We start from the raw sequence: 26,479 nt of genomic DNA on the forward strand, positions 1-26,479 counted from the left end.
GTGAATGGCGCTCGCAATATTTTAGCGGCGGGACACGCCGTTTTAGCCTGTGGAGGCGCGGTGCAATCAGGCCGCCCGATGAAGCAGGAACCCGGTACTGCGCGAGCAGCTATCACCCAGTAATGGGAATCCCCCTCCTGTGACGCGAAGCGCTAAGGTGGGGGAGGATGTCAATATCTCGGATCTGCACGGCAGTCTGACTGCCCTCGAGCAGGTGCTGGCGCAACTCGCTCCCTGGCAGCCTGATCACTATCTGCTGCTCGGGGATCTGCTCAATCACGGGCCGCGCAATCCGGTGCGGGCGGGGTATGATCCTGCTGCCGTGGCGGCAAGGCTCAACCAGCTGGCCCCCCGCATCATGGCGGTGCGTGGCAATTGCGATTCGGAGGTGGACCAGATGCTGCTCCACTTCCCCATCACGGCGCCCTACAACCAGCTGCTGGTGGATGGGCGGCGCTGGTTTGTCAGCCACGGTCATCTCTATGAGCCCGGCAACGTGCCCCTGCCAGCAGGGAGCCTGTTCATCAGCGGTCATACCCATGTGCCTGTGCTGCGCCAGGAGGGAGAAATGATCCTGATGAACCCGGGATCTATCTGTTTTCCAAGGGGCGAGTGGGTGGCCAGTTATGGGCGCTATGACGAGGGCTGCATGAGCATCCATGCCTGCAAGGATGGAGAAACCCTGATGCAGCTGGTGCTCTGACTAGGGGCTGACAAGGAGAGAAAATCAGAAGGGGGAGAGGAGATCAGGCCTTGATCCCGAAAGAGCGGGTGCCTGAGCGGGTATTGCCTTTGGCGTCATAGGTCAGGGAGCTGCTGTCTCTGAGCTTGCTGAGGAAGCTGGCGAGACGGCGATTGGAGACAATGCTGAGTTCGAGCAGACGTCCATTGAGGTTGTTCTGCTCCTGACAGGCTTCCAGCTTGGCTTGAAGGGCCTGCAATTGGGTCGGGAAGGCGCCCAGCTGTTGCTGCAAGTCGGGTAGCTCTGCCAGAGTCTTGTCCAGCGTCTCGATGGCCACCAGCAGTTGTTGCTTGCGATCGGCGAGTGCCGGCAAGGCAAGGGCCCGGTGAGCCTTGAGGAGGTCGAACTCCTCTGCCAGCAAGCCTTGCATCTGGGAGAGGTTGTCGTCCTGAGCGCGCAGCAGCGAAGGGAGGTCCATCATCCCAACCGTTTATCCAGATCGGCTTCGAAGCTGAACATCTTTCTGGCCACGGCTTCGCTGTTGACCTTGTACTCCCCACTGGCCACGGCCTTCTTCAGGCTCTCGACGCGGCTCTCGTTACCGGTGGAGGCGGTGTTGAGGGTCTTCTGCATCTGTTGCAATTGCTGCGCCTCACTGGTCAAGGAGACAGAGTCGCTCTTGACGGTCGTCGCACGGCTGCTCTCGCTGGAGGTCGCCGACTTGGTGGCTACACCTTGACTGCTTCCGCTGTTTTGCAGGCGGTTGTTAGCCAAGTTGTTGATATTGTTGATAGCCATAAGGTTTACCTTCGTCTGCTTTGCTGTTCGCTTACCTGTATATCGGTGACGGCGGTCAGAACTTTAGAAAAAAATTGCGCAGTGCATTCCTGTGTCAGAATGTCACGACCACGGAGCCCACTGCACTGACCTGGCCTTGCACCGTTCTGCCCGAGCGCGTGTTGACAAGCCGGATCATGTCTCCGAAGCTGCCATCTTGCAAGGCGCGGGCCATGGTTTTGATCTGCATGCTGCTGTTTTCGGCGCTCAGGGTGACCTGGTCCCCCTTGCAGACCACGCATACCTGGGTGAGCCTGATTGGCTGACCCGGTTTGAGCTCACGCTTGCTGCGTACCCCGATGAGGGCGGTCGGGTCGGTAAGGTAGTCGCCACGGATCAGGGTCTGGTCCTGGTATGCCAGGGTCAGCATGGGTTCACTCAGAATGTCTCCCTTGGCAACCGGGACGGCGACGGTGACATAGGGTTTCTGGATGCTGACCCGGACCGGTAGATAGAGATCCCAGGATTTCTCTCCCTCGCACTTGAGGTAGACGGTGGTGTTGCGACGGATCTCCATCCTGGCGGGGAGGGAAATGGTGAGGGCATCTTCGCAGCGCGTGAGGGGGAGGCGCTCGTCAATGGTACCGGCCTTGACGTCGGCCTGTGCATCGAGGGGAATATCGAGCTGGTCGAGCACGAACGCCTGTGCCTGTTCTTGCAGATAGTCGGTGACCTCGGACGCCATGGCGTGAGACAGACTGCAAAACGGCAGTAAGATAAGGAAAAGTCTACTAATCATTTTTGCTTACCGGTCGATAAGTTATTCACGTATACCACCGTAGTTAACTATGCTTGCTCCAGAATTATTCGATTGTTGAAACAACGATGATCTGATGCAAGCCAATGTGCACGCATAATGACATGCACGATCAGTGCCAAGCATTTTTAGGGAGTGTTTATGGCGAGTATTCTGGACTCGGTCAACCAGCGAACCCAGCTAGTGGGACAAAACAGGCTGGAGCTGCTGTTGTTTCGTCTCAATGGACGTCAAAGATTTGGCATCAACGTATTCAAGGTACGCGAGGTGCTGCAGTGTCCCCCTCTGACCGTCATGCCCAAGCTCAACTCCTGCATTCGCGGCGTGGCACATATCCGTGGCCAGACCATCTCGGTGATCGATCTCAGCATGGCGATGGGCAAGCGCCCCATCCAGGACCTCTCCAAGTGCTTCATCATCATCTCCGAGTACAACCGTTCCATTCAGGGGTTCCTGGTCCACTCGGTCGAGCGCATCATCAACATGAACTGGGAGTCCATCCTGCCGCCACCCAAAGGGGCAGGTCGCATCAACTACATGACGGCGGTGACCGAGGTAGATGGTGAGCTGGTGGAGATCCTGGACGTGGAGCGCATTCTCAACGAGATCTCGCCGGTCTCCACCGAGGTGTCCACCGAACTGGTGGAAGCAAGCGTGGAGCGCAATCCTCACGGGCGTCCCGTGCTGGTTGCGGACGACTCTTCGGTGGCGCGCAAGCAGGTTCAACGGGCACTTGAGGCTATCGGGGTGCAGTGCGTGCTGGCCAAGGATGGACGGGAAGCGCTCAACATGTTGCTGGAGATGTCCAAGAACGGTCCCATCAAGGATCAGATAGCCCTGGTCATTTCGGACATCGAGATGCCGGAGATGGACGGTTATACCTTCACCGCCGAGATCCGCAACAATCCCAACCTCAAGGATTTGCATGTTATCCTGCACACTTCCCTCAGTGGGGTGTTCAATCAGGCCATGGTGCAGAAAGTCGGAGCGAACAATTTCATTGCCAAATTCCAGCCGGATGAATTGGCCAAGGCCGTACAAGGCGCTCTCTAATCAAGAAGAACAACTGCATGAAGACACTTTCGGACGACTTATACAGGCAATTCAGCAATTTTCTGGCGCAACAGAGCGGCATAGTGCTGGGTGACAACAAACAGTATCTGGTCAAGAGCCGCCTGTCGCCCTTGATGACTCAGTTTGGTATCGAGAGTCTGTCTGATCTGGTCACCCGGGCGATGAGCGTGCGCGAGCGGGAGCTCAAGATGGCGGTGGTCGATGCCATGACCACCAACGAGACCCTGTGGTTTCGCGATACCTATCCGTTCCAGCTGCTGAGCGACAAGATTTTCCCGGAGCTTGGCAAGAGCGGTCGTCCCATCAAGATATGGTCTGCCGCCTCTTCATCCGGGCAGGAACCCTACTCCATCGCCATGACGGCGCTGGAGCAGCAAGTCAAGCGGCCGGGTACCTTGCCGGGCGGGGTGCAGATAGTGGGGACCGATATCTCCAGCACCATGCTCAACCAGTGCAAGGAGGGGGTCTACGACAGCCTGGCGCTGGCCCGCGGGCTCTCCCCCGAGCGCAAGCGACTCTTTTTCGAACCCTTTGGCGACAACAAGATGCGGGTGGTGGAGCGTGTCAGAAAATTGACCAGCTTCCGTCCCCTCAACCTGCTGGAGAGCTACAGCCTGCTCGGCAAGTTTGACATCATCTTCTGCCGCAACGTGCTCATCTACTTTGCGCCCGAAGTGAAATCCAAGATCCTCAACCAGTTCGCCAGCAGCCTCAATCCTGGCGGCTACCTGATGCTGGGGGCCTCCGAGTCTCTGGCCGGCCTCACCGACAAGTTCGAGATGATCCGCTGCAACCCCGGCATCGTCTACAAGGTCAAATAACCCCGCTCAATACCCTCTTGGCACATCTCTTGCTAAATATTCATGAAGCAGGAGGTGTGCTATGGCAATTTCATTCGACAAGGCATTCGGTGTTCATCAGTACACGCTAAGCGTGCGCGCCAAGCGTGCCGAGGTGTTGTCCAGCAACATCGCCAATGCGGACACGCCGGGCTTCAAGGCCCGTGACATCGACTTCTCACAGGCGTTGCAGGATGCCCAGGGCCAGCAAGGGTTCGGGCTCAGCACCACCAGCGAGAAGCACTTCGCCTTGCAGATGGATACCCCGGGCACGACCCAGTACCGCAATCCCCTGCAACCGGATACCGGTGACGGCAACACGGTGGACGTGCAGCAGGAGCGCAGCGAGTTCCTGCGCAACAGCCTCGAATACCAGGCCTCCCTTGAATTTATGAACAGCAAGATAAGCGGCCTGCTCAAGGCACTGAAAGGAGAGCAAGGATGAGTTTGTTCAAGGTCTTTGACATTGCAGGCTCTGCCATGAGCGCGCAGTCCGTTCGCCTCAACACGGTGGCGAGCAACATGGCCAACGCTGACAGCGTCAGCTCCAGCGTGGAAAAAACTTACCACGCCAGGCGGCCAGTCTTTGCCGCCCAGCTGGATCAGGCCATGTCCGACAAGCAGGCCTCGGTCGGGGTGGATGTGAAGGGCATCGTCGAGAGTGATGCGCCCCTGCTCAAGGAGTACAACCCGAATCACCCCATGGCGGACAAGGATGGCTTCATCTTCAAGCCCAACGTCAACATGGTGGAAGAGATGGCGGACATGATAGCGGCGTCGCGCAGCTACCAGACCAACGTCCAGGTGGCCGACGCGGCCAAGAAAATGTTGCAGCAGACCCTGGGTCTGGGCAAGTCCTGACAGAGGTGAACCCGGATGAGAGTGACCCGTGATCGCCTGCCAGGCGGCAACAATCGGCCCAGTGGGCACGCCCTAGAGGGGGGAGCATAAGTGGCAGATACCTATGACAGCCTGCTGGGCGTCAACCGGACGACGTCGGCCCAGACCAGTACGGTCAACACCAGTACCCAGAAAAAGGAGCTGGATCAGGAGTCCTTCCTGAAGCTGCTGACCATGCAGCTCTCCTATCAGGATCCGTTCAAACCGGTGGACAACGCCCAGATGCTTTCCCAGATGACCTCGATGTCGACGTCTCAGGGGATCAGCAGCCTCTCCTCCCAGATGGAGAGCCTCAACAGCCTGATGACCTCCAGCCAGGCGCTGCAGGCCTCCGCGCTGGTGGGACAGAACGTGCTGATCCCGTCCAACACGGGTTACGTGGAGAAGGGAGGCACCCTCACGGGGGTCATCGCCACCGGCGATGGCGGCAGCAACATCAAGGTGACGGTGAAGGACGAGAGCGGCCAGGTTATCAGGGAGTTCGCCATCGAAGGGAGCCACAAGGGGAACGTGGCCTTTGAATGGGATGGCAAGGACAAGTCCGGCAACCAGGTCAAGAGCGGCAAGTATTCGATAGAGGCGCATGCCACCGTCGACGGCAAGTCGGAGAGCGTCCCCGCCCTGACTTACGCCAAGGTGGAGAGCGTCACCCTGGGAACGAGCACCAACCCCAGCACCCTCAAACTCAAGGGACTGGGCGGCATCTACCTGACCGATGTATTGGAAATTGGCGCGACGACCGGCAAGACCACCACCCAGTCGGCTTCGTCCTCTAACGCAGTGATCTAAGGAGAAAGACATGTCATTCAACAATGCCCTCAGCGGCATCAATGCGGCTCAAAAAGACCTGAACGTCACCGCGAACAACATTGCCAACGTCAATACCACCGGCTTCAAGGAGTCCCGCGCCGAGTTCGCCGACGTCTACGCCAACTCCATCTTCGTCAACGCCAAGACCCAGGTCGGCAACGGGGTGGCGACTGGCGCTGTGGCCCAGCAGTTCCACCAGGGCGCGCTGCAATTCACCAACAACGCGCTGGATCTCGCCATCCAGGGCAACGGCTTCTTCGTGACCTCGGACGGCCTGACCAACCTGGATCGCACCTACACCCGTGCGGGCGCCTTCAAGCTCAATGAAAGCAGCTACATGGTCAGCAACTCCGGCGGTTATCTGCAAGGGTACGAGATCAACTCTGACGGCACCCCCAAGGCGGTGAGCATCAACGCCACCAAGCCCATCCAGATCCCGGACAAGGCCGGTGAGCCGGTGCAGACCACGACGGTCGAGGCTGGTTTCAACCTGCCTTCCAGCACGAAAACGCTGATGGATGTCAATGCCTCCAAATTCGATCCCACTGACTCGACCACCTACTCCTCCTCCACCTCCGTGGTGGTCTATGACTCCCTGGGCGAGCCACACACCATCACCCAGTACTTCACCAAGGAAGCGGATCCGGCCGATCCTACCCAAGCGGCGGTGCCGACTGCCTGGCGCATGTACCTCTATGAAGGGGACAAGCCCATCGACATCGTAGGCGGTACGGCCACCACCATGGCGACCGGTTTGAGCCAGGCCCCCCTGAGCGCCCGGGTGACCTTCGATGCCTCCGGCAAGATGGTCACACCCACCACCCCGGCGGTCATCAAGACGGAACCCCTGGGGGCGACAGGGGCTGGTATCATCACCAATGGCGCCGATGGCACCCAGGAGATTGAGTTCAAGCTTGGTACCGTGACCCAGTACGCCTCCCCCTTTGAAGTGAGCAAGCTGACCCAGGACGGCTCCACCGTCGGCCGCCTGACCAAGGTGGAGATCGGGGCGGATGGCATAGTCTCCGCCACTTACAGCAACGCCACCACCGTCAAGGTGGCCATGGTGGCCATGGCAAAGTTTGCCAATGCCCAGGGTCTCACCCAGGTCGGCGACACCTCCTGGCGCCAGTCCCTGCTCTCTGGCGATGCCTTGCCCGGCACCCCGAACTCCGGCACGTTCGGCTCCATCAAGTCGTCGGCACTGGAGCAGTCCAACGTGGATCTCACCACCGAGCTGGTCGACCTCATCACTGCCCAGCGCAACTTCCAGGCCAACTCCCGTTCCCTGGAAGTGAACAGCTCCCTGCAGCAGAACATACTGCAGATCCGCTAAGACGGCGGGTAGTTGGCAGGGGCGCTTCGGCGCCCCTTGTCATTTCCGTCCCGCCTCATTTCCTCCTTTCATTCCGTCTTCGTCATCTCTCTTGGCATTCAACTTGCAGTTGAGCTGTGAGAGTCATCTGTTTGACGGAGGATCCCATGGATCACCTGCTTTACATCGCCATGTCCGGGGCCAAGGAGAACATGAACAGCCTGGCTGTTCGTGGCAACAACCTTGCCAACGCCAACACCATTGGCTTCAAGTCTGACTTCGAGCAGGCGCGCAGCATGCAGGCGTTTGGCGAAGGGCTGCCCACGCGGGTGTTCGCCATGACCGAGCGGCCGGGCCAGAACCTGCAGCACGGCATGCTGATGACCACGGGTCGGGATCTTGACGTTGCCGTCGATGGACCGGGCTGGATTGCGGTGCAGGATCCCAACGGTGCGGAAGCCTATACCCGCATGGGCAACCTGCAGCTCAATGCCACCGGCAATCTGCAGACCTCCACCGGTCTGAACGTGGTGGATGATGCCGGTCAGCCCATCGTGCTGCCCCTGCCCATGGAGAAGATCGAGATCAATCGTGACGGTACCATCAGCGGCCGTCCCGAGGGGGCAGCCGCCAACCTGCCGGAAGATTTCCAACGTATCAAGCTGGTCAACCCGGCGGCAGATGCGGTGGAGAAAGGTCAGGACGGCCTGTTTCGCCGCAAGGATGGCCAGAATGAGGCCGCGTCTGCGGATGTGGGCCTGATCGCCGGCTCCCTTGAGGGGAGCAACGTCAACGTGGTCGACGAGATGACCAACCTTATTCGCTTGCAACGTCAGTTTGAAACTCAGGTCAAGATCATGAAGACCGCCGAGGAGAACGACGAGGCACAAACCCAGCTGCTGCGTATCAGCTAATCAAGGAGCACCCCATGAATCCTGCACTCTGGATCAGCAAGACCGGCCTCGATGCCCAGCAGACCAACATCTCGGTCACCTCGAACAACCTGGCGAACGCCAGCACAGTGGGCTACAAGAAGGCGCGGGCCATCTTCGAGGATCTGCTTTATCAGAACATCAACCAGCCTGGCGGTCGCTCCTCGGCGGACACCGAGCTCCCTTCCGGCCTGATGCTGGGGGCGGGGGCCAAGGTGGTCGCCACCCAGAAAAACCACAGTCAGGGCAACGTCCAGACCACGGACAACTCCCTTGACCTGATGATCAGCGGCCGCGGCTACTTCGAAATCCAGCTGCCCGATGGCAGCGCCGCCTATACCCGCAACGGCCAGTTCACCCTGAACGACGAGGGGACCATCGTCACCCCGGGCAACGGTTACCCGTTGCAACCGGAGATCCAGATCCCCGAGAACGCCCAGAGCGTCACCGTGGGGGAGGATGGCCAGGTCTCCGTCCAGCTCAAGGGGGATGGCCAATCCCAGGTGGTGGGCCAGATCAACACCACGGACTTCGTCAACCCCACCGGCCTGCAGCCCATGGGGGAGAACCTCTTCCTCGAGACCCAGTCCAGCGGCGCCCCCATTCAGGGGACTGCCGGTGCGGACGGGCTGGGGGTGATCAAGCAGGGGATGCTGGAGACCTCCAACGTCAACGTGACCGAGGAGCTGGTGAATCTCATCCAGGCTCAGCGGGTCTACGAGATGAACTCCAAGGTCATCTCCGCCGTCGACTCCATGATGTCCTTCCTGACCCAGCGGACCTGATGAAAGGAGTGCCATGATGAAAGCCATATGGATGCTGGGACTGCTGACGCTAGCGGGTTGCACCAGTACCCCCAATACCGCCAAACCGGATGACCCGGATTTCGCCCCCGTCTACGGGGAGTCGGAGCCGGTGTCGGTGCGCCCGACCGGCGCCATCTTCCAGCCCGAGCAGGTCAACGGCATCTACTCGGACATCAAGGCGCACCGGGTGGGTGACATCATCACCATCCAGTTGGCGGAGTCGACCTCTGCGTCGAAAAAGGCCAACACCCAGAGCGGCAAGGACAACAAGCTGGCGCTCGACCCCGTCACCCTGGGTGGCGTGCCGGTCACGGCGGGGCCCTACGATCTGTCGGCCTCCATCGGCCAGAACAGTGCCTTCAAGGGGCAGGCCAAGGCGGATCAGAGCAACAGCCTGCAGGGCAACATTTCGGTCAGCGTGGTCAAGGTACTGCCAAACGGCAACCTGCTGGTGCGCGGCGAGAAGTGGATCATGCTCAACAATGGCAACGAATACATCCGTATCACCGGTCTGGTGCGCCCGGAGGACGTGAGCTCGGAAAACAGCGTCTCCTCCCAGCGGGTGGCCAATGCGCGTATCTATTACGGCGGTACCGGGGATCTGGCGAACACCCAGGAACAGGGCTGGCTCACCAGCTTCTTCAACGGCCCCTGGTGGCCCATTTAAGACTCAAGAGTCCGGGGCGTTCACGGGCCCTGGAACAGGAAGGTTTTGTTAGGAGATGTCATGAACCGATTCCGTCTGCTTGCCCTGCTGTGCTGCCTGCTGCCCTTCGGGCTGGCGCACGCATCCCGCATCAAGGACCTCGCCTCGGTGGAAGGAGTGCGCAGCAACCAGCTTATCGGTTACGGTCTGGTGGTGGGCCTGCCCGGCACGGGGGAGAAGAACAACGCCTTCACCGAGCAGACCTTCAGGACCATGCTCAACAACTTCGGCATCAAGGTGCCTGACAACATCAAGCCCAAGATCAAGGACGTGGCGCCGGTGGCCATCCACGCGGATCTGCCCCCCTTCTCCAAGCCGGGTCAGACCATAGACGTCACCGTCTCCGCCATCGGCGAGGCGAAGAGCCTGCGTGGCGGCACCCTGCTCCAGACCTTCCTGAAAGGACTGGATGGCCGCGTCTATGCGGTGGCCCAGGGCAGCCTGGTGGTCGGTGGCCTCGGGGCCGAAGGGGCGGACGGCTCCAAGGTGGTGGTGAACACGCCCACAGTGGGGCGCATCGCCAACGGGGCGACCGTGGAGCGGGAGGTTCCCAACTCCTTCAGCCAGGGCGACACCATCACCTTCAACCTGAACCGGCCGGACTTCACCACCGCCCGCCGTCTGGCGGACGTGGTCAACGATCTGGTGGGTCCGAACACCGCCCAGGCGATGGACGCCACCTCCATCAAGGTATTCGCACCGCGGGATCCGGCCCAGCGGGTCTCCTACCTCTCCACCATCGAGAACCTGGAAGTGGACCCGGCGAGCGAGTCCGCCAAGATCATCGTGAATTCGCGCACCGGGACCATCGTCATCGGCAGCGAGGTCAAGCTGCGCCCGGCGGCCATCAGCCACGGTGGGCTGACGGTCACCATCGCCGAGAACCAGCAGGTCTCCCAACCCAATCCGCTCGCTGGCGGGCAGACGGCGGTCACCAACAACTCCACCATCAACGTGCAGCAGGATCCCGGTCGGATGTTCAAGCTCGATACCGGCGCGACCCTGGACGACCTGGTGCGGGCGGTGAACCAGGTGGGGGTCGCCCCCGGGGATCTGATGGCGATCCTGGAGGCGCTGCAGCAGGCGGGCGCGATCCAGGGCCAACTGGTCATTCTGTAATTTCGTGAGCGGCAAGCGGTTGCCACGGGCGGCAAAGAGGTAGGTTATGGCAGAGTTCGACACCCAGAGCGGTATCAATATTGGCATGGTGCAGGACGTCCAGAACCTGGACAAACTGCGCCAGATGAGCCTGAGCAAGGAGGGGAAGCAAGGGGCCCTGATGGCGGCCGCCCGCCAGTTCGAATCCATCTTCACCCAGACCCTGTTCAAGGGGATGCGCCAGGCCAACTCGGTGCTCACCGAGGGCAACCCGATGAACAGCAGCTACACCCAGTTCTATGAAGGGATGCTGGACGAGCAGCGGGTTGCCGACATGTCGAGCAAGGGGGGGCTGGGCATTGCCGAGATGGTGGCCAGGCAGCTCTCACCCGAGCAGACCTTCACCCATCAGGATGGCCGGGTACTCAAGCTGCCCCAGCGTACCGAGCGAGTCTACAAGCCCTATCAACCCCCCAGTGCCTCCAACGATCTGATTGCTGCCTCCAAAGTTGGCAAAGATTTTGCTGATAACGAAATGAAGGGTGAGCTGAATGGGGCCGAGCGTACGCTGGCCCTGCCAAGACGCCCCCACCGCACCGTGCCGCCCATGGGCAGCAGCCAGAGGCCTTCGGCCCTGGATGGCAGCGCGAAGGTGTTTGACAGCCCGGAAGAGTTCGTCGACAGGCTGATGCCGCTGGCCAAGAAGGCGGCGGACAAGCTGGGGTTGAGCCCGGCGGTGCTGGTGGCCCAGGCCGCCCTTGAGAGTGGCTGGGGCAAGCGGGTGATCAAGGATGCAGACGGAAACGTGACGCACAACCTGTTCGGCATCAAGGCCGATCCGCGTTGGGAAGGCCCCAAGGCGGTGGTGAGCACCCTGGAATACGAGCAAGGGGTGGCCTCGCGCCAGAAGGCGGCGTTTCGTTCCTACGAGTCGTTCGAAGAGAGCTTCAACGACTACGTGGATTTCCTGACCTCTGGGAGTCGCTACAAGGGGGCGCTGGCCAAGGTGGACAGCCCGGACCGTTACTTCGAGGCGTTGCAGCAGGCCGGTTATGCCACCGATCCCCAGTACGCCAGGAAACTTAAACAAGTGTTGCGCAGTGATGCCATCGCCGGTTACTCGACGCCCGGCAACATTGCAGACAGGAACACAGAGATGGAGCTGTAAGCTATGGCAAGCGATCTGCTTGGAATTGGGACCTCGGGTGTGTTGGCCCAGCAGCGACTGCTGCAGACCACCAGCAACAACATAGTGAACGTCAATAGCCAGGGCTATGTACGTGAACGCACCCTGATCTACACCAATTCCGTCGGATTGGGGACGGGCGACATGGTGAGCGAGCGCATCATCAACGCCTATGCCCAGGCCGAGGTGCGCCGGGATACGTCCGCCTATCAGGCGGCCAACACCCGCTACGATCAACTGTTCCGGCTCGACAGCCTGCTCGGTGATGCCAGCAACAGCGTGGGGACCACCATCACCTCCTACTTCAAGGCTTTCCACACCGCCAACGAGTCACCGTCCGAGATCGGGGGGCGCAAGACGACCCTGAGTGAACTGAGCGGCATGGTGGACAGATTCCATACCCTCTCCGCCCAGCTCGACAAGCAGTCCGATACCATCAACGCCACCATAGGGGACGAGACGGACAGGGTGAACAGCCTGCTGAACAGCATCAACGATCTGAACCAGGCCATCGTCCGCACCCAAGGCTCCCCTGAAGAGAATCTGATGCTGTTCGATCAGCGGGATGAGGCCATTCGCCAGCTCTCCGAGAAGATGGAGATCCGCACCGTGACCCAGCCCAATGGCAGCATGCTGGTCAACATGAGTACAGGGCACTCCCTGGTGCTCGATGGCGGCGTGGCCCAGTTCAAGGTGGTGCCGGGGGACCCGGATTCCCGTGAGCCTTCCCTGCAGCTGACCCTGGGCAAGAACCAGGCCAGCATCAACGACAAGGATATTGGCGGTGCCATCGGTGGCCTCTTCACCGCGCGCCGGGATCTGGAGCCCGCCAAGCGGGAGCTGGGGCAGCTGGCCGTCGCCCTGGGGGATGCCATGAACCAGCAGAACCGGCTGGGGATGGATCTCGACAACGAGCTTGGGGGGGATCTCTTCACCCTCAAGGGAAGCCAGGGGCTGCCCTACGCCAGCAACCAGGGTAACGGGGCGGCCAGCGTCAACTTCGTCCCCGGCAAGGGGAGCGAGGTCACCACCTTCGACTACGAGGTGCGGTTCAACAGCGCCACCGGTTACGAGGTGTTCGCCATCGACGGCAGCGGGCAGCGTACCTCGCTCGCCACGGGGACCACGCCGCCAGCCACCTTCGAGGTGGCGGGACATGGCATCGAAATCGATCTCTCCGGCACTCCGGTCGCGGGTGACAAGATCTTGTTGCAACCCACCCGGAATGCGGCTGCCAACCTGGAGCAGGCGATCACCCGTCCCGAGGATATCGCGCTGGCATCCCCCCTGAAGGCGGACAAGGGATCCCAGAACCTGGGCTCGGGCGAAATAACGCTGGGCGGTGTCTACAACACCGGCACGGGCTCGGGTTTTGGCACCAACACTTTGGACCCGAGTGCCCCCCAGGTCATCAAGATCGACGGCAGCGGCAACTACGAGGTCTATGACAAGAACAACAACCTGCTGGGTGTCGCCCCCGCCTCCAGCAAGGGACAGAACCTGATGGCCGCCCTCGAGAGCCCCCTGGGGGGGCCCAAGGTCTACGCCGATCCGACCCAGAGCCCGGGCTATGAGTTCAGCATCACCGGCAAGGTGGAGGCCAGCGACAGCTTCACGCTCAGCTACAACAAGGACGGCTTTGCGGACAACGCCAACGGCCTGGCGCTGGCGGAGCTGCAGAACAAGGAGCTGGTGCGCAAGAACAACAACGCCGCCACCAGCAACGACAAGATGACCTTCAACGATGCCTACTCGGGTCTGGTGAGCGGCATTGGCAACAAGACCAGCCAGGCCAAGACCCTGCTGCAGGCCAACGAGGCGAAGCTGACCCAGAGTACCGCCATCTTCGAGAGTGTCTCCGGCGTCAATCTGGAGGAGGAGGCGGCCAACCTCATCCGCTTCCAGCAGTCCTATGCGGCCTCGGCCCAGATAGTGAACACCGCCAAGACCATCTTCGACACCCTGCTCTCCTCCGTGAGGTAAGTCATGCGCATCACCACCAACATGATCTATGACCGCAACCTTGCCTCCATGAGCAAGGTGAGCGAGCGCCAGAACACCGCCTACAACCAGTTGATGACGGGGGATAAATTCTCCCGCTCCGGGGAGGACCCGGCCGGCATGAGCCAGAAGATGGCGCTGACCAAGGAGATCGATCTCTTCAAGCAGTACGGCGTCAACGGCAGCCTGCTGGAGAACAGCCTTGGCCACGAGGAGACGGTGCTGACCTCCCTCAACAACGCCATGCTGAGTGCCCAGGCCCTGATCCAGAAGGCGAACAACTCCGCCATGGGCTCCGAGGAGCGCAGCGCCATCGCGAGCGAGCTGGAGGGGCTGCAAAAGCAGATGTTCGACCTGATGAACAGCAAGAACTCCCAGGGGGAGTACATCTTCGGCGGCAATCAGAGCAAGACCCAGCCCTTCGTCAAGGATGCCAGTGGCAACTATGTGTTCCAGGGGGACACGGGGCAGCGCAACATCCAGGTCTCACCCACGGTGCAGATCCCGGCCAACGACTCCGGTTTCGATCTGTTCGAGATAGTGGCGACCCGGCGCACTGCCAGCGCCGCTAGTGGCAACATCCAGGTGTCGGTGGCGGATCAGGGGAACTTCGAGAGCTTCTATCGCAACAACTATGACTCTTCCCTGCCGAGCAACCAATATGCGGTCAGCACCCTGGCCGGGCCGCCGGACACCTACGAGATCCGTGACAGCGGTGGAACCCTGCTGCAAAGCGGCGACTATGTGGCGGGCAACAAGATCCCCTTCAACGGCCTGGCGCTCACCCTCGACCTCCCTGCGGGGTCGGCGACCCAGAACTTCGTGCTGGATACCCCGAAAAACGACAACATCCTCAATGGCATGTCCGATTTCATCTCCGCCATGCGTGATCCGACCCTGTCCGAGAGCGATTTCCAGCTGGCGGTCTCCGATGCCACCACCCACATGAGCAACGCCAGAACCAAGATAGACCGGGGACTGGGGGAGCTGGGGGGAAGGATGAACAGCCTGGAGCAGGTGATGAGTTCCAACGATGGACTCAGCACCCTGAACCAGCAGGCGCGGGCCAAGGTGTCCGAGGCGGACATGTACGAGGTGATCGCGGCCCTCTCCAAGGAGGATGCAGCCATGAGCGCCTCCCAGCTAGCCTTCAGCAAGATAAGCAAGCTGACCCTCTTCGACTATATCCGCTGACGTTCGTCCGTTGACCGCAGGCTCCCCCGTGCCACGCACGGGGGAGCCTCGTTTCATGAAGGGCCCGCCGTCCGGCCAATTTGTAACAACCCGTTGCCAGGGGCCCGTTTGCCTTGACTCGACCTGCGCCTGGGCAGATGATGCCGCCCGCACGGTAGCGCCGTGCAATCAATGTTCGCAGCATCTCGTTAGGCGAGGCTCCTGCATAAACACAGGCCACTGATCTCACGACGTCCAGAGACGCCCAAGATCAGGACAGTTTTCATCGGATTAAGGTGTCAACCCAAGTGGCTTCCGGCATGCCGGATACGTTATGCAGTGCTAAAGCTGGTACGTGGGGATGAAAACACGCCGGACGGCGTCATTTCCTGCCTGTTACTCGTCAATCAAATTGCTGTTTTCTTGCCGTTGCATCCGGCCCGTTGCCGGAGGCGTTCAGGTTCGCCTGAAATCACATGAGGACATCTGTGATGAAGAAAACACACACCCTGCTCAATCGTCATCAACTGCTCGACCCGGTTGCCCTGCGCAACTGGCTGGCGCACAACCTGGATCCGGTGGCCCGTGCCGATCAGCTTCTGACCCTGCGCCCGGAAGAGCTCAACTGCATCTTCGATACCCTCTCCATGCCGGAAGGGGCGTCCTTGCTCGCCTCCCTCCCGGCGGAGTGTGCCGGCCATCTGCTGCTCAGGCTGCATGGCAGCATCGTGGGGATACTGCAGGGCACCCTGGCCCGTCGGGACCTGCTGGCCATCCTGCGCAGGCTCGACGAGCACGATCGCAAGACCCTGCTCGCCCGGCTGCCAGACCCCGCCCGTAAAGCCTTCCAGTCCCTGCTGGCCTGGCCGAACGAGTCGGTGGGGGCCAACATGCGCCACGAATACCTGGCAGTGGAGGCCAATGCGACGGTGGAAAGCGCCAAGCAGCTGATCCACGGGGCCTGGGATCAGGCCAGGCTGTTTGGTCATCTCTATGTGGTTGACGGCGAGCAGCGCCTGCTTGGCAGCGTCTCCCTCAAGTCGTTGCTGATCGCCGATCCGCTGCTGCCGGTAGGGGACCTGATGGAGGGGGAGGCGGTGCGCATCAACGCCCGGGCGGATCAGGAGCTGGCGGCCCGCCTGCTCATTGACCGCGACCTCTCGCTCCTGCCGGTGGAAGATCAGGGTCGTCTGGTGGGGGTCTTCCACGTGGACGATGCCGCCGACATCCTGGAGCTGGAGTCCACCGAGGATGCGGAGCTGCAAGGGGGCTCCTCGCCGCTGGATACCCCCTATCTGCAGGCCACCCCCTGGCAGTTGTGGCGCAAGCGGGTGGGCTGGCTGCTGATCCTGTTCGTGGCGGAAGCCTACACAGGCACCGTGCTGCGGGCCTTTGAAGAGCAACTGGAGGCGGCCATCGCCCTGGCCTTCTTCATCCCGCTCCTCATCGGTACCGGTGGCAACAGCGGTACCCAGATCACCACCACCATAGTGCGTGCCATGGCGGTGGGGGAGGTGAGCCTGAAAAACCTCGGCACCGTGCTGAAAAAGGAGATCTCCACCGGTCTGCTCATCTCGGCCGCCATCGCGCTGGCGGCCTGGGTGCGGGCCTGGAGCCTGGGGGTGGGGCCCGAGATCGGCATGGTGGTGACCCTGACCATCGTCGCCATCGTGCTCTGGAGCGCCACTGTCGCCTCGGTGATCCCCATGGTGCTGCGTCGCTTTCGCATCGACCCGGCGGTGGTCTCCGCCCCCTTCATCGCCACCCTGGTGGACGGTACCGGCCTCATCATCTACTTCGAGATAGCCAAGCTGATCCTGCCGGATCTGCAGTAGGAAAAGACAAGAGACAAAAAAAGGCAGCCATCGGCTGCCTTTTTGCACAGAGGGGCGGATCACCCGAGCTGGAACAGCAGGGGCCAGCCCTGCTCGTGGCAGTAGCGGTGCTCCTTTTCCAGGTTCTGCATCAGCAACTTGTTCTCGTCGCACCAGTCCAGGGGCAGGGTGACCACCAGCTGATCCCCGGCGGCCTGCACGTTCCACTCGGGCAGCAGGTTGTCCTGACGCCTGTGGTGGGCCGCCACCGCGAGGCGCAGGATGCGGATGCAGCGCAGCACCGTCTGCTCGTCGTGGTTGGGCAGGGCCGGCAGCTCGGAGAGCTTGAGCCCCTTGCGGTGAAAGCGTACCAGGGCCGCCAGCAGGGCCTGATCGTCCTGGTTGAAGCCGGGCAGATCGGTGTTTTGCAAGATATAGGCGGAGTGTTTGTGGATGCCGCTGTAGTTGATGGCAAGGCCGATCTCGTGCAGCCGCGCAGCCCAGCCGAGGATGGCGCGATAGGGCTCTTCCGGCATCTCCCAGGGGCCGCTCAGGACGTCGAACAGGGAGAGGACGCTGCTCTCTACCCGGGTGGCCTGGCGCTTGTCGATGCGATAGTGAGTGCTGAGTGCAAGCGCGGTACGTTCGCGAATGTCGTGATGCTGCAGGCGCTCCTCGAACTCGTAGAGCAGCCCTTCGCGCAGGGCGCCGTCGGAGTACTCCATCCGCTCGATGGGCAGGGAGGTGAAGAGTCCGAGCAGGATGGCCACCGCGGCGGCGAACACCCCCTGACGCTCCTCGGTGAGGCCCGCCAGCTTGAGCTGGTCGACCCGCTTGTGCTTGAGCATCTCTTCCTTCAGCCGCTCCAGTCCCGCCAGGGTGATGGCACCATCGGTCCACTCTTCCCCCTGCAACACGTCGCGCACGGTGCGGATGGAGCCCGAGCTGCCGAGGCAGCTCTGCCAGCCCAGCTTGCGGTACTGGTTGATGATGGGGGCGAGCTGGTGCTGGGCTTCCAGCACGGCGGCGTTGAAGGCCTTCTCGCCGAGCTTGCCGTTGCCAAAAAAGCTCTGGGTGAAGCTCACGCAGCCCATCTTGCGGCTGGTGAGCGCCTTGTGCTCAAACCCTTCGCCGATGATGAGCTCGGTGCTGCCGCCGCCGATGTCCACCACCAGCACCTGGCCCTCGATGTGCTGGGTATGAGCGACCCCCTGATAGATGAGGCGGGCCTCTTCCTGGCCGCTGATGATCTCGATGGGGTGGTTGAGCACCTTGGCCGCCTCGCGCACGAAGTCGCGGGCGTTGCTGGCGCGGCGCAATGTGTAGGTGCCGGCGATGCGGATCTGATCCGGCTTGATGTTGGTGAGCCGCTCGGCGAACAGGGCGAGGCAGTCCAGCCCGCGCGCCATGGCCTCCGGGGACATGCGGCGCTGCTCATCCATCCCTTCGGCGAGGCGCACTCGCTCCTTGATGCGATCGATGATCTGCATCCGCCCCTCGGTGAGGCGGGCAATGACCATGTGGAAGCTGTTCGAGCCCAGATCGACAGCGGCGTACAGACTATTGTCCATGGTTTGACTCTATGCGTTTGAGGTAGTCGTAAATCGCCACCTGGGAACGGACCTTGCGGCGGTTGCCCCGCTTCACGTACTCGTTCTTCTGGTCGGCATCGATCACCCGCGCCTTGCAGGTATCACTCAGTTGTAGCTCGAGAATGTCGAGGATGCGCTGCTTGAGCCGCTCGTCATAGATGGGGGTGCCCACCTCGATGCGACCGTCGATGTTGCGGCTCATCCAGTCGGCACTGGAGATATAGAGCTGGGGATTGCCCTTGTTGTGGAACACCATCACCCGCGGATGTTCGAGGAAACGGTCGATGATGCTGATGACCCGGATGTTGTCGCTCAGACCCGGCACCCCCGGGCGCAGGGCGCACATGCCCCGGATGATCATCTGGATGGGCACCCCGGCCTGGCCGGCGGCATAGAGCCGGTTGATGAGGTCTCTGTCCACCAGGTTGTTGATCTTGAGGGTGATACCGCTGGGTTGCCCCGCCTTGGCGTTGGCCAGCTCGTTGTCGATGAGGCGATAGAGCTGGCGGCGGCTGTTGATGGGGGAGACCAGCAGGTGGTTGAACTTGTAGCGCCGGTACGGGTACTCGATGTACTCGAACACGCTCTCCACCTCGGCGGTGATGTCCGGATGGCGGGTCAGCAGGGAGAAGTCGGTGTAGATCTTGGCGGTCTTCTCGTTGAAGTTGCCGGTCCCGATATGGGCGTAGCGCACCGCCTCGCCGTTCTCGTGGCGGGTGATGAGGCAGAGCTTGGAGTGGATCTTGAGGCTGGGCACCCCGAACACCACCTTGACGCCTGCGTCGGTCAGGATGTTGGCCCAGTCGATGTTGGCTGCCTCGTCGAAGCGGGCGCGCAGCTCCACCACCACGGTCACCTTCTTGCCGTTGTTGGCGGCGTCGATGAGGGAGTGGATGATCCGCGACTTCTTGGCCACCCGGTAGATGTTGATGCGAATGGCGCTGACCGCCGGGTCGAAGGCCGCCTGGCGCACCAGCTCGGTGAAGTGGTGGAACTTGTGGTACGGGTAGTAGAGCAGGATGTCCTGCTTGGCGATGGCGTCGAAGGCGTTGACGAAGCCGTCAAAGTCGCGGCAATCGAGGGCCGGCAGCTTGGGGTTTTCCAGATAATCCCGGCCCACATTGGGGAAGCCGATGAAATCCTTGAAGTTGTGATAGCGCCCACCGGGCATGATGGCGTCGTAGGAGCTGATCTGCAGCTTGAGCTTCAAGAAGCTTATCATGGCCGCCGGCATCTCCCGCTCGTAGACGAAGCGCACCGGCATGGCGGTGAGGCGCTGTTTCAAGCCGTCACTCATCTTGTCCACCAGGCTGAGGTCCAGCTGGTCGGAGAGATCATATTCGGCATCCCGGGTCAGCTTGACCGCGTAGGCGGCAATCTCGTCGTAGTCGAAGAAGCCCTTGAAGATCTCGTCCAGACAGAAGCGGATAACGTTGTCCAGGATGATGATCTGCTTCTTGCGACGGGTGCCCTCCGGCGGTAGCTGGAAGAAGCGGGGCAGATCGTCGGTGGGCACTTCCACCAGGGCGTACTGGATCACCTGGCCGTTCTTCTTCATCTCGATGGCGAGATAGGTGTGCTCGTCTTTCAGGAACTTGACCGGGTTGACCTCTTTGTTGAGCAGGATCGGGATGATGTGGCGCAGCACCTTTTCCCGGAAGAAGATCCGCAGCCACTGCTGGATGGACTCGGAGAGCTGGCTTTCGTTCACCAGGAAGATGTTGTGGCGGGCCAGCGCGATCAGCAGCTCCTTGTAGGTGTTGTCGAACGCCTCGCCGAGCGCCATCACCTTCTGCTGGATGGCGCGCAGCAGCACCTTGGCCTCGTCGTCGCCGCCGTGGACTTCGTTGATGAGGATGCGGCGCTTGACGTCCGACACCCGTACCTTGAAGAACTCGTCCTGATTGGAGGAGAAAATCCCGAGGAAACGGACCCGCTCGATGAGGGGTACCGTCTTGTCCATCGCCTCTTGCAACACCCGTTCATTGAATGAGAGCCAGCTAAGCTCTTTCTCTTCATACTGCTTGTCGGTGCTCATCTGGTGCCTCTTTGCTCTGGTTGCGTCTGCGCGGAAGTTATGGCGTCAAATCATGACAAATTTATGACAGGCGACACTATTCGCTCAGATCCTGATCGATGTCGACGACGAGGTCGTCGGAGAGGGACTCCAGGGCCGTGACGAGATCGTCCAGTTCGAGCTGCGGCGGCATAGCCACCAGGGCGTGGGCATAGAAGAGGGGGGCGCCTGAGTGGGGCGCAGGTTCGCAACCTGTGGTGAGGTCGGCGACGTTGATGTTGAGCTGGCGCAGGATGCTGGCCACTTCGTGGACGATGCCCGGTCTGTCGTTGCCGGTGACGCTCAGCATCACCTGATGGGCCGGTTGCGGGCTCAGCTGCCCTTCGGCGAAGCTCACGGTGAGGCCAGGCAGCATCACCAGGGCCTCGCACAGGTTGCGGTAATGCTCGTCAGGCACGGCGACGTGCAAAATGCCGGCAAATTGCCCCGCCAGCTCGCTCATGGAGCTGGCCAGCCAGTTACCCTGCTGCCGGGTGATGGTATCGGCCAGGCTCTCGACGATCCCGGGTTTGTCTGCGCCGATCACGGTGACGACCAATTGCTTTTGCATCCTGCTCTCCTTGAATGGGGCTGCGTGGGGTCCGTTGACGCCTGGCGGCGACGGGGTGCGCGCCAGAACGTCCATGGGCTCTAGCATTGTGCCTGCTGTGACAGGCCATATGAAGCCCGCCTTGCGCAAATTCAGTGAAAAAACGCGAATGCCGGGACGGGCTTGATTTCTGCGCTGCCTGAGTCGCTTTCCCCGTGGTAGAGTGTGCCCCTTCCTTTGGTGTGAACTGAATTTGTCTTGTAAACGGGATGTGCGTGTATGAATAGCCTTGTCGTATCGGGAGCTGTGTTGCTGGGGTTGCTCCTGCTGGTGATCGTCTGGCGCAGGGAGAAAGAGGGCAAGGCCGAGCCCTATGATCTGCAGGAAACCTTGATGAGCCCAGCCGAGCGCACCTTCTTCGGGGTGCTGGATCAGGCGGTGGGGGACAAGGCCCGTGTCTTTGCCAAGGTACGAGCCTCCTATGTATTGACGCCCGAGGCGCACCTTGGCAAGGGCAAGCGCCAGCAGGCGCTCGGCAAGATAGGGGAGAAGCACTTCGATTTTCTGCTCTGCCACCCGACGGATCTCTCTTTCCTGTGTGCCGTGGAGCTGGATGACGAGGGGCACCGCCACCAGAAGCGCAAGTCGCGGGATCTCTTCCTGAAGGCGGCCTGCGATGGCGCCGGCCTGCCGCTGTTGCAGATCCCGGCCAGCAGCCACTACCAGGTCGACGAGTTGCGGGAGCAACTGCTGCCCCTGCTGGCGAGAACGACGGCGCCGGTGGATGACCTGCTGCCCGGCGAGCGCCGCGAACCGACCTTCAGCCCGCTGCTGCTCGATGGTGTCGATCTGGGTACGTCACACCCGGGGGCTGCCAGGGAGCCCCAGGTGCCGCCCCCCCAGGCCGAAGAGGCAATGCCCGCGTTGATGGAGGAGAATCCCTTCCTCGATCCGGATGAGGAGGAGCCCCGGAAGACGACCCCTCATTGCCCCCGCTGTGCCGCGCCCCTGGTGGCACGGGAAGCACGAAAGGGTCCCCATGCCGGTCGCCTGTTCCTCGCCTGCAGCCGGTTTCCCGAGTGCCGCTATGCCGCTCCCCAGGAAAGCGTGAAACACTGATCCCTCCTCTGACGCCGCACCCTGTCGGCGTCATTCTTTCCCCTTCGCTGGTTTTCATCCGATACTCAATCTGGCTGGAAGCGTGATCCCCGTCCCGCCAGGGTCCGGGAGGATGCGACAAGTTTTGACAATCCGCCAGAATTTTGGCACTTTGTCCCCCTTATGACACAGTGCGAAATTGGTTTTAATAAGCACTTAAAAAACAATAACTTGGCGTCAGGTGTGAAAATATGGATAGGATGGCTATGGGTGTGCTGCTTGTTGATGCCGATGATGTGCGGCGCCAGCAACTGGGGACTGTGCTCTCCTTCATGGGGATCCCCTGGCAGGAGGTGGTGGAGAGCGATCTCGATGTGGCCATCGAGACTGCCGGGCCCTTGCAGGGGATTCTGGCCGGGGAACTGCGCGAGCGCGCCCTGAGTGAGCTGCTTGCCGCCCATCCTCGTCTGCCCTTTCTCTCCCTGATGCCGGCGAGCCATGGCTGCAGCAACTTCATCGGGGTGGCCGAGGCGCCCTTTACCTATGAGTCCCTCACCCGTCACCTGCACTTCTGCCAGGCCTTCATCTCCCTGCATCCCCGTCATCAGACCCACGACAAGGGTCAGACCCTGCTGCGCCTGCTGGTGGGCAAGGGGAGGGGCATCCAGGAGGTGCGCCGTCTCATCGGCCAGGTGGCCGAGACCGACGCCAACGTACTGATCCTCGGTGAGTCCGGAACCGGCAAGGAGGTGGTGGCTCGCGCCATCCACGAGCTGTCCGCCCGAAGCGCGGGCCCCTTCGTGCCCATCAACTGCGGCGCCATTCCGGCTGAACTGCTCGAGAGCGAGCTGTTCGGTCACGAGAAGGGGGCCTTCACCGGTGCCATTGCCGCCCGGCGCGGCCGCTTCGAACTGGCCCAGGGGGGCACCCTCTTCCTCGACGAAATCGGCGACATGCCGCTACCGATGCAGGTCAAGTTGCTGCGGGTGCTGCAGGAGCGCCAGTTCGACCGTGTCGGGGGCGGCAAGGCCGTCCAGGCCGATGTGAGGGTGATCGCGGCGACCCACCGGGATCTGGAAGCCATGATCCGCACCCAGGCGTTTCGCGAAGATCTCTACTACCGCCTCAATGTGTTTCCCATCGAGACCCCCCCCTGCGGGATCGGGCCGACGACATCCCGCTGCTGCTGCAGGAGCTGCTCAATCGCCATGCCGAACAGCACAAGGGAATCATCCGTCTGACCCAGCGCGCCATGGAGTCCCTGATGCAGTACGCCTGGCCCGGCAACGTGCGCGAGCTGTCCAACCTCATCGAGCGCCTGCTCATCCTCTATCCGAACCAGATCGTCGATGTGGCGGATCTGCCCGGCCGCTATCGCCTGCTGCCCTGCGAGCCACGAGATGAACGGCTCACCGAGATGGACGAGCGGGACGCCCTGGCTGCCGTGTTCCAGTCCCCACCAGAGCTGGATCCCGGCATCGCCATGCCCCTGCCCATGCAGTTGCCTCAAGAGGGGGTCAACCTCAAGGAGATGCTGGCCGATCTCGAGGTGGAGCTGATCCGCCAGGCCCTGGAGTCCCAGGACGGGGTGGTGGCCCGCGCCGCCGACCTGCTCAGCATGCGCCGCACCACCCTGGTGGAGAAGATGAAGAAGTACGGCATGAGCAAGGACAATTGAGGTCAATGCTTTGACGCATTGAGCCAATGCATTGATAAATAAAGCCTATTTTGATGGCATGGAAATTGAATAAGCTGACTCAATCGCCAGTTTGAGGTCAGCTTTATGACAATCTTGCAGCAGGATGCCCCCCTCCAGTCACATGAAGTGAGTCAGCTTTACGCCATCTTCACGGCGCTGCCGACCGGCGTGCTGCTGCTCGATGGCGAGGGGCTGATCACCCGCGCAAACCCTGCCGCCCTGGCGCTGCTGGGAGAGCCACTTGAAGGCCTTTCCTGGCGCCAGATCATCGCCCGCTGTTTCGAACCCCGTGAGGATGACGGTCACGAGATCTCCTTGCGCGACGGCCGCCGGGTCCAGCTGTCGACTCAGCCGCTGCCGGATCAGCCCGGCCAACTGGTGTTCATTACCGACTTGACCGAGACCCGCCAGTTGCAGGACAGGGTCAACCACATGAAGCGCCTCTCCGCCCTTGGCAACATGGCGGCTTCCCTGGCGCACCAGATCCGCACCCCGCTCTCCGCGGCCATGCTCTATGCGGCCAACCTGGCCAACCGCACCCTCAAGCCTGAATCCCGCAGCCAGTTCCAGCAAAAATTGATGGCGCGCCTGCAGGATCTCGAGAAGCAGATCAACGACATCCTGCTGTTTGCCCGCAATGGCGACAACCAGGTGGTGGCGCCCCTCTCGGTGCAGGGCTTGCTGGCGGAAGTGCAGGCGGGGGCCGAAGCCTTCTGCCAGCAGCAGGGCTGCGCCTTGCATCTGGAGGCCCCTGAGCCCGATCTCTGTCTGCTTGCCAACAGCAGTGCCCTGGCGGGGGCCATCAACAACCTCATCGCCAATGCCCGGCAGGCCGGCGCCGATTCGCTCCTGGTGAGCGCTGTGCGCAGCGGCAACCGGGTGGAGATGCGGGTCATCGACAACGGCAAGGGGATGGCCCCCTCCCTGCTCAACCAGATCTTCGAACCCTTCTTTACCACCCGATCCCAGGGCACGGGCCTCGGTCTTGCGGTGGTGCAGTCGGTGGTACGAGCTCATCAGGGGGAGGTAAGCGTGGCCTCGGTCCCTGGCGAGGGCACCTGTTTTACCCTGTCCTTCCCCCTGCATCAGCAACAGGTTCAGTTGGGGGGAGTGGCATGAGGCGCGCAAAAGCCGGAGCGCCGGTGAAGATGATTCTCGACAAGGCCATGTTGGTTGTAGGAGGTGTGGCATGACCCAGGCTCGCATTCTGGTGGTGGAAGATGACAACGGCCTGCGCGAGGCGCTGGTGGATACCCTGCTGCTCGGTGGCTATGAGTGCCGCGAGGTGGACAGCGGCGAGCGGGCCCTGCTTGCCCTGTCCCGTCAGCGCTTTGACATGGTGATCTCCGACATCCAGATGGGGGGCATGGATGGTCTGACCCTGCTCGCCAACATCCGCCAGCAATATCCCCAGGTGCCTGTGCTCCTGATGACTGCCTACGCCAACATCGACGGGGCGGTGCGCGCCATGCGCGAGGGGGCGATCGACTATCTGGCCAAGCCCTTCTCCCCCGAGGTGCTGCTCAACCAGGTCAGCCGTTATGTGCCGGCCCAGAAGGTGGAGAAGCGTGCCGTAGTGTACGGGGACCCCAGGACTGCGGAGCTGTTCCAGCTGGCGACCCGGGTGGCCAGAAGCGAAGCCACCGTCATGGTGACCGGACCGAGCGGGACGGGCAAGGAAGTGCTGGCTCGCTACATTCACGACCACTCCAGCCGGGCAGAGCAGGCCTTCGTCGCCATCAACTGCGCCGCCATTCCGGAGAACATGCTGGAAGCGACTCTGTTTGGCTACGAGAAGGGCGCCTTCACCGGTGCGGTGCAGGGGTGCCCTGGCAAGTTCGAGCAGGCTCAGGGAGGAACCCTGCTGCTCGACGAGATCACCGAGATGGATCTGGGGCTGCAGGCCAAGCTGCTGCGGGTCTTGCAGGAGAAAGAGGTGGAGCGGCTCGGCAGCCGCAAAATGATCCCCCTCGATGTGCGGGTCATTGCCACCAGCAACCGGGATCTGAAAAAAGCGGTGCAGGACGGGTTGTTCCGCGAAGATCTCTACTACCGCCTCAACGTCTTCCCCCTGCGCTGGACGGCGCTCTGGGAACGCCCGGGTGACATTCTTCCCCTGGCGGAGCATCTGCTGGCGCTGCATGCCAGCCAGATGGGGCTGCCGACGCCGCAGCTCGCAGAGGACGCCCGAGAGCGTCTGATGGCTCACCCCTGGCCCGGCAACGTGCGCGAGCTCGACAACGTGGTGCAGCGCGCCCTGATCCTCTGTCCAGACGGCCTCATCGACTGTGAGCACCTGATCCTGGAGGAGACGGACGAGACCCTGGTGCGCCCGCTCGAGCGGCTGTCAGGGGAGGGGCTCGGTGGCGAACTCAAGCAGCAGGAGCACCAGATCATTCTGGACACCCTGCAGGAGTGCAACGGCAGTCGCAAAGCGGTGGCCGACAAGCTCGGCATCAGCCCGCGCACCCTGCGCTACAAGCTGGCCCAGATGCGTGACGCCGGCATCGAGCTGCCCGCCTAGGCCTGACAGGCGCATGGCCTTGCCGGTCCG

The 26,479-nt window shown here is 61.7% G+C and carries 24 protein-coding genes, 1 pseudogene and 1 riboswitch; of the genes and pseudogenes, 19 read left to right on the forward strand and 6 right to left on the reverse strand.

Annotated features, from left to right (window positions below):
* Positions 1–139 precede the first annotated feature (139 nt).
* Positions 140–703: a phosphodiesterase gene (yfcE, locus tag HKD46_RS15360; protein ID WP_311699276.1), complete on the forward strand. Its 564-nt coding sequence runs from the start codon at positions 140–142 to the stop codon at positions 701–703.
* A 43-nt stretch (positions 704–746) separates the two neighbouring features.
* Here the strand turns inward: yfcE and HKD46_RS15365 are convergent, their stop codons facing one another.
* The 3 genes from HKD46_RS15365 to flgA all read right to left on the reverse strand — a co-directional run bounded on the left by HKD46_RS15365 (position 747) and on the right by flgA (position 2,180).
* Positions 747–1,163 (reverse strand): flagella synthesis protein FlgN, encoded by a 417-nt coding sequence (locus HKD46_RS15365; RefSeq protein WP_039040232.1) that lies wholly within the window; start codon positions 1,161–1,163, stop codon positions 747–749.
* On the reverse strand, positions 1,160–1,480 hold the full coding sequence (gene flgM, locus HKD46_RS15370) for a flagellar biosynthesis anti-sigma factor FlgM (RefSeq protein ID WP_010675298.1): 321 nt from the start codon (positions 1,478–1,480) through the stop codon (positions 1,160–1,162). Before flgM ends, HKD46_RS15365 begins: the two co-directional genes overlap by 4 nt.
* Positions 1,481–1,574: 94 nt before the next feature.
* Positions 1,575–2,180 (reverse strand): flagellar basal body P-ring formation chaperone FlgA, encoded by a 606-nt coding sequence (gene flgA, locus HKD46_RS15375; protein ID WP_039040281.1) that lies wholly within the window; start codon positions 2,178–2,180, stop codon positions 1,575–1,577.
* A gap of 237 nt (positions 2,181–2,417) precedes the next feature.
* Here flgA and HKD46_RS15380 point away from each other — a divergent pair, with 237 nt between their 5' ends.
* From HKD46_RS15380 to mgtE, 14 genes are all read left to right on the forward strand, one after another.
* Positions 2,418–3,329: a chemotaxis protein CheV gene (locus tag HKD46_RS15380; RefSeq protein WP_010675296.1), complete on the forward strand. Its 912-nt coding sequence runs from the start codon at positions 2,418–2,420 to the stop codon at positions 3,327–3,329.
* Between the two features lie 17 nt (positions 3,330–3,346).
* On the forward strand, positions 3,347–4,171 hold the full coding sequence (locus HKD46_RS15385; RefSeq protein ID WP_128295959.1) for a protein-glutamate O-methyltransferase CheR: 825 nt from the start codon (positions 3,347–3,349) through the stop codon (positions 4,169–4,171).
* 61 nt (positions 4,172–4,232) lie between these two features.
* Positions 4,233–4,634: a flagellar basal body rod protein FlgB gene (gene flgB / locus HKD46_RS15390; protein WP_010675294.1), complete on the forward strand. Its 402-nt coding sequence runs from the start codon at positions 4,233–4,235 to the stop codon at positions 4,632–4,634.
* A complete protein-coding gene (gene flgC, locus HKD46_RS15395) occupies positions 4,631–5,050 on the forward strand; it encodes a flagellar basal body rod protein FlgC (protein ID WP_005329775.1) in 420 nt (139 codons plus the stop codon). Before flgB ends, flgC begins: the two co-directional genes overlap by 4 nt.
* A 90-nt stretch (positions 5,051–5,140) precedes the next feature.
* Complete coding sequence (locus tag HKD46_RS15400; protein ID WP_171865627.1) at positions 5,141–5,878, forward strand: flagellar hook assembly protein FlgD; 738 nt, start codon at positions 5,141–5,143, stop codon at positions 5,876–5,878.
* A 10-nt stretch (positions 5,879–5,888) separates the two neighbouring features.
* Positions 5,889–7,235 carry a flagellar hook protein FlgE gene (gene flgE / locus HKD46_RS15405; protein ID WP_039040233.1) on the forward strand — a complete coding sequence of 449 codons (1,347 nt, stop codon included), beginning with the start codon at positions 5,889–5,891 and terminating at the stop codon, positions 7,233–7,235.
* A gap of 146 nt (positions 7,236–7,381) precedes the next feature.
* A complete protein-coding gene (flgF, locus tag HKD46_RS15410; protein ID WP_010675291.1) occupies positions 7,382–8,128 on the forward strand; it encodes a flagellar basal-body rod protein FlgF in 747 nt (248 codons plus the stop codon).
* 14 nt (positions 8,129–8,142) lie between these two features.
* Positions 8,143–8,931 (forward strand): flagellar basal-body rod protein FlgG, encoded by a 789-nt coding sequence (flgG, locus tag HKD46_RS15415; RefSeq protein WP_010675290.1) that lies wholly within the window; start codon positions 8,143–8,145, stop codon positions 8,929–8,931.
* A 16-nt stretch (positions 8,932–8,947) separates the two neighbouring features.
* Positions 8,948–9,619, forward strand: coding sequence for a flagellar basal body L-ring protein FlgH (gene flgH, locus HKD46_RS15420; protein WP_010675289.1), 672 nt, complete (start codon positions 8,948–8,950; stop codon positions 9,617–9,619).
* A 60-nt stretch (positions 9,620–9,679) separates the two neighbouring features.
* Positions 9,680–10,777 carry a flagellar basal body P-ring protein FlgI gene (locus HKD46_RS15425; RefSeq protein ID WP_010675288.1) on the forward strand — a complete coding sequence of 366 codons (1,098 nt, stop codon included), beginning with the start codon at positions 9,680–9,682 and terminating at the stop codon, positions 10,775–10,777.
* Between the two features lie 46 nt (positions 10,778–10,823).
* A complete protein-coding gene (gene flgJ, locus HKD46_RS15430; RefSeq protein WP_042017546.1) occupies positions 10,824–11,924 on the forward strand; it encodes a flagellar assembly peptidoglycan hydrolase FlgJ in 1,101 nt (366 codons plus the stop codon).
* Positions 11,925–11,927: 3 nt separating this feature from the next.
* Positions 11,928–13,925 carry a flagellar hook-associated protein FlgK gene (gene flgK / locus HKD46_RS15435; RefSeq protein ID WP_171865628.1) on the forward strand — a complete coding sequence of 666 codons (1,998 nt, stop codon included), beginning with the start codon at positions 11,928–11,930 and terminating at the stop codon, positions 13,923–13,925.
* A gap of 3 nt (positions 13,926–13,928) precedes the next feature.
* Positions 13,929–15,137 (forward strand): flagellar hook-associated protein FlgL, encoded by a 1,209-nt coding sequence (gene flgL / locus HKD46_RS15440; RefSeq protein WP_171865629.1) that lies wholly within the window; start codon positions 13,929–13,931, stop codon positions 15,135–15,137.
* Positions 15,138–15,314: 177 nt separating this feature from the next.
* A riboswitch (M-box (ykoK) riboswitch) is annotated at positions 15,315–15,484 on the forward strand.
* Positions 15,485–15,607: 123 nt separating this feature from the next.
* Positions 15,608–16,951: a magnesium transporter gene (gene mgtE, locus HKD46_RS15445; protein ID WP_139736373.1), complete on the forward strand. Its 1,344-nt coding sequence runs from the start codon at positions 15,608–15,610 to the stop codon at positions 16,949–16,951.
* A gap of 59 nt (positions 16,952–17,010) precedes the next feature.
* On the opposite strand, the gene ppx is transcribed toward mgtE, so the two are convergent.
* From ppx to HKD46_RS15460, 3 genes are all read right to left on the reverse strand, one after another.
* A complete protein-coding gene (gene ppx / locus HKD46_RS15450; protein WP_171865630.1) occupies positions 17,011–18,501 on the reverse strand; it encodes an exopolyphosphatase in 1,491 nt (496 codons plus the stop codon).
* Positions 18,491–20,560 carry a polyphosphate kinase 1 gene (gene ppk1 / locus HKD46_RS15455; RefSeq protein ID WP_010675282.1) on the reverse strand — a complete coding sequence of 690 codons (2,070 nt, stop codon included), beginning with the start codon at positions 20,558–20,560 and terminating at the stop codon, positions 18,491–18,493. Before ppk1 ends, ppx begins: the two co-directional genes overlap by 11 nt.
* Before the next feature lie 76 nt (positions 20,561–20,636).
* Entirely contained in the window at positions 20,637–21,149 is a 513-nt protein-coding gene (locus HKD46_RS15460) for a glycine cleavage system protein R (RefSeq protein ID WP_005331931.1), read from the reverse strand.
* 258 nt (positions 21,150–21,407) lie between these two features.
* Here HKD46_RS15460 and HKD46_RS15465 point away from each other — a divergent pair, with 258 nt between their 5' ends.
* From HKD46_RS15465 to HKD46_RS15480, 4 genes and pseudogenes are all read left to right on the forward strand, one after another.
* Positions 21,408–22,247: a DUF2726 domain-containing protein gene (locus tag HKD46_RS15465; RefSeq protein WP_171865631.1), complete on the forward strand. Its 840-nt coding sequence runs from the start codon at positions 21,408–21,410 to the stop codon at positions 22,245–22,247.
* 239 nt (positions 22,248–22,486) lie between these two features.
* Positions 22,487–23,904: pseudogene (locus tag HKD46_RS15470) on the forward strand (sigma-54 dependent transcriptional regulator).
* A 105-nt stretch (positions 23,905–24,009) separates the two neighbouring features.
* Entirely contained in the window at positions 24,010–25,044 is a 1,035-nt protein-coding gene (locus tag HKD46_RS15475; protein ID WP_010675278.1) for a PAS domain-containing sensor histidine kinase, read from the forward strand.
* A 70-nt stretch (positions 25,045–25,114) separates the two neighbouring features.
* Positions 25,115–26,449 carry a sigma-54 dependent transcriptional regulator gene (locus HKD46_RS15480; RefSeq protein ID WP_010675277.1) on the forward strand — a complete coding sequence of 445 codons (1,335 nt, stop codon included), beginning with the start codon at positions 25,115–25,117 and terminating at the stop codon, positions 26,447–26,449.
* Positions 26,450–26,479 lie beyond the last annotated feature (30 nt).

It is taken from the genome of Aeromonas sp. TW 6 (assembly GCF_013168745.1).
Classification (GTDB): domain Bacteria; phylum Pseudomonadota; class Gammaproteobacteria; order Enterobacterales; family Aeromonadaceae; genus Aeromonas; species Aeromonas caviae.

Bases quoted from the DNA above. Each gene is read 5' to 3' on its own strand.
- HKD46_RS15365 (WP_039040232.1), bottom strand. From the start codon at position 1,163: ATGATGGACCTCCCTTCGCTGCTGCGCGCTCAGGACGACAACCTCTCC.
- flgM (WP_010675298.1), bottom strand. From the start codon at position 1,480: ATGGCTATCAACAATATCAACAACTTGGCTAACAACCGCCTGCAAAAC.
- HKD46_RS15380 (WP_010675296.1), top strand. From the start codon at position 2,418: ATGGCGAGTATTCTGGACTCGGTCAACCAGCGAACCCAGCTAGTGGGA.
- HKD46_RS15385 (WP_128295959.1), top strand. From the start codon at position 3,347: ATGAAGACACTTTCGGACGACTTATACAGGCAATTCAGCAATTTTCTG.
- flgB (WP_010675294.1), top strand. From the start codon at position 4,233: ATGGCAATTTCATTCGACAAGGCATTCGGTGTTCATCAGTACACGCTA.
- flgC (WP_005329775.1), top strand. From the start codon at position 4,631: ATGAGTTTGTTCAAGGTCTTTGACATTGCAGGCTCTGCCATGAGCGCG.
- flgE (WP_039040233.1), top strand. From the start codon at position 5,889: ATGTCATTCAACAATGCCCTCAGCGGCATCAATGCGGCTCAAAAAGAC.
- flgF (WP_010675291.1), top strand. From the start codon at position 7,382: ATGGATCACCTGCTTTACATCGCCATGTCCGGGGCCAAGGAGAACATG.
- flgG (WP_010675290.1), top strand. From the start codon at position 8,143: ATGAATCCTGCACTCTGGATCAGCAAGACCGGCCTCGATGCCCAGCAG.
- flgH (WP_010675289.1), top strand. From the start codon at position 8,948: ATGAAAGCCATATGGATGCTGGGACTGCTGACGCTAGCGGGTTGCACC.
- HKD46_RS15425 (WP_010675288.1), top strand. From the start codon at position 9,680: ATGAACCGATTCCGTCTGCTTGCCCTGCTGTGCTGCCTGCTGCCCTTC.
- flgJ (WP_042017546.1), top strand. From the start codon at position 10,824: ATGGCAGAGTTCGACACCCAGAGCGGTATCAATATTGGCATGGTGCAG.
- flgK (WP_171865628.1), top strand. From the start codon at position 11,928: ATGGCAAGCGATCTGCTTGGAATTGGGACCTCGGGTGTGTTGGCCCAG.
- flgL (WP_171865629.1), top strand. From the start codon at position 13,929: ATGCGCATCACCACCAACATGATCTATGACCGCAACCTTGCCTCCATG.
- mgtE (WP_139736373.1), top strand. From the start codon at position 15,608: ATGAAGAAAACACACACCCTGCTCAATCGTCATCAACTGCTCGACCCG.
- ppx (WP_171865630.1), bottom strand. From the start codon at position 18,501: ATGGACAATAGTCTGTACGCCGCTGTCGATCTGGGCTCGAACAGCTTC.
- ppk1 (WP_010675282.1), bottom strand. From the start codon at position 20,560: ATGAGCACCGACAAGCAGTATGAAGAGAAAGAGCTTAGCTGGCTCTCA.
- HKD46_RS15460 (WP_005331931.1), bottom strand. From the start codon at position 21,149: ATGCAAAAGCAATTGGTCGTCACCGTGATCGGCGCAGACAAACCCGGG.
- HKD46_RS15465 (WP_171865631.1), top strand. From the start codon at position 21,408: ATGAATAGCCTTGTCGTATCGGGAGCTGTGTTGCTGGGGTTGCTCCTG.
- HKD46_RS15475 (WP_010675278.1), top strand. From the start codon at position 24,010: ATGACAATCTTGCAGCAGGATGCCCCCCTCCAGTCACATGAAGTGAGT.
- HKD46_RS15480 (WP_010675277.1), top strand. From the start codon at position 25,115: ATGACCCAGGCTCGCATTCTGGTGGTGGAAGATGACAACGGCCTGCGC.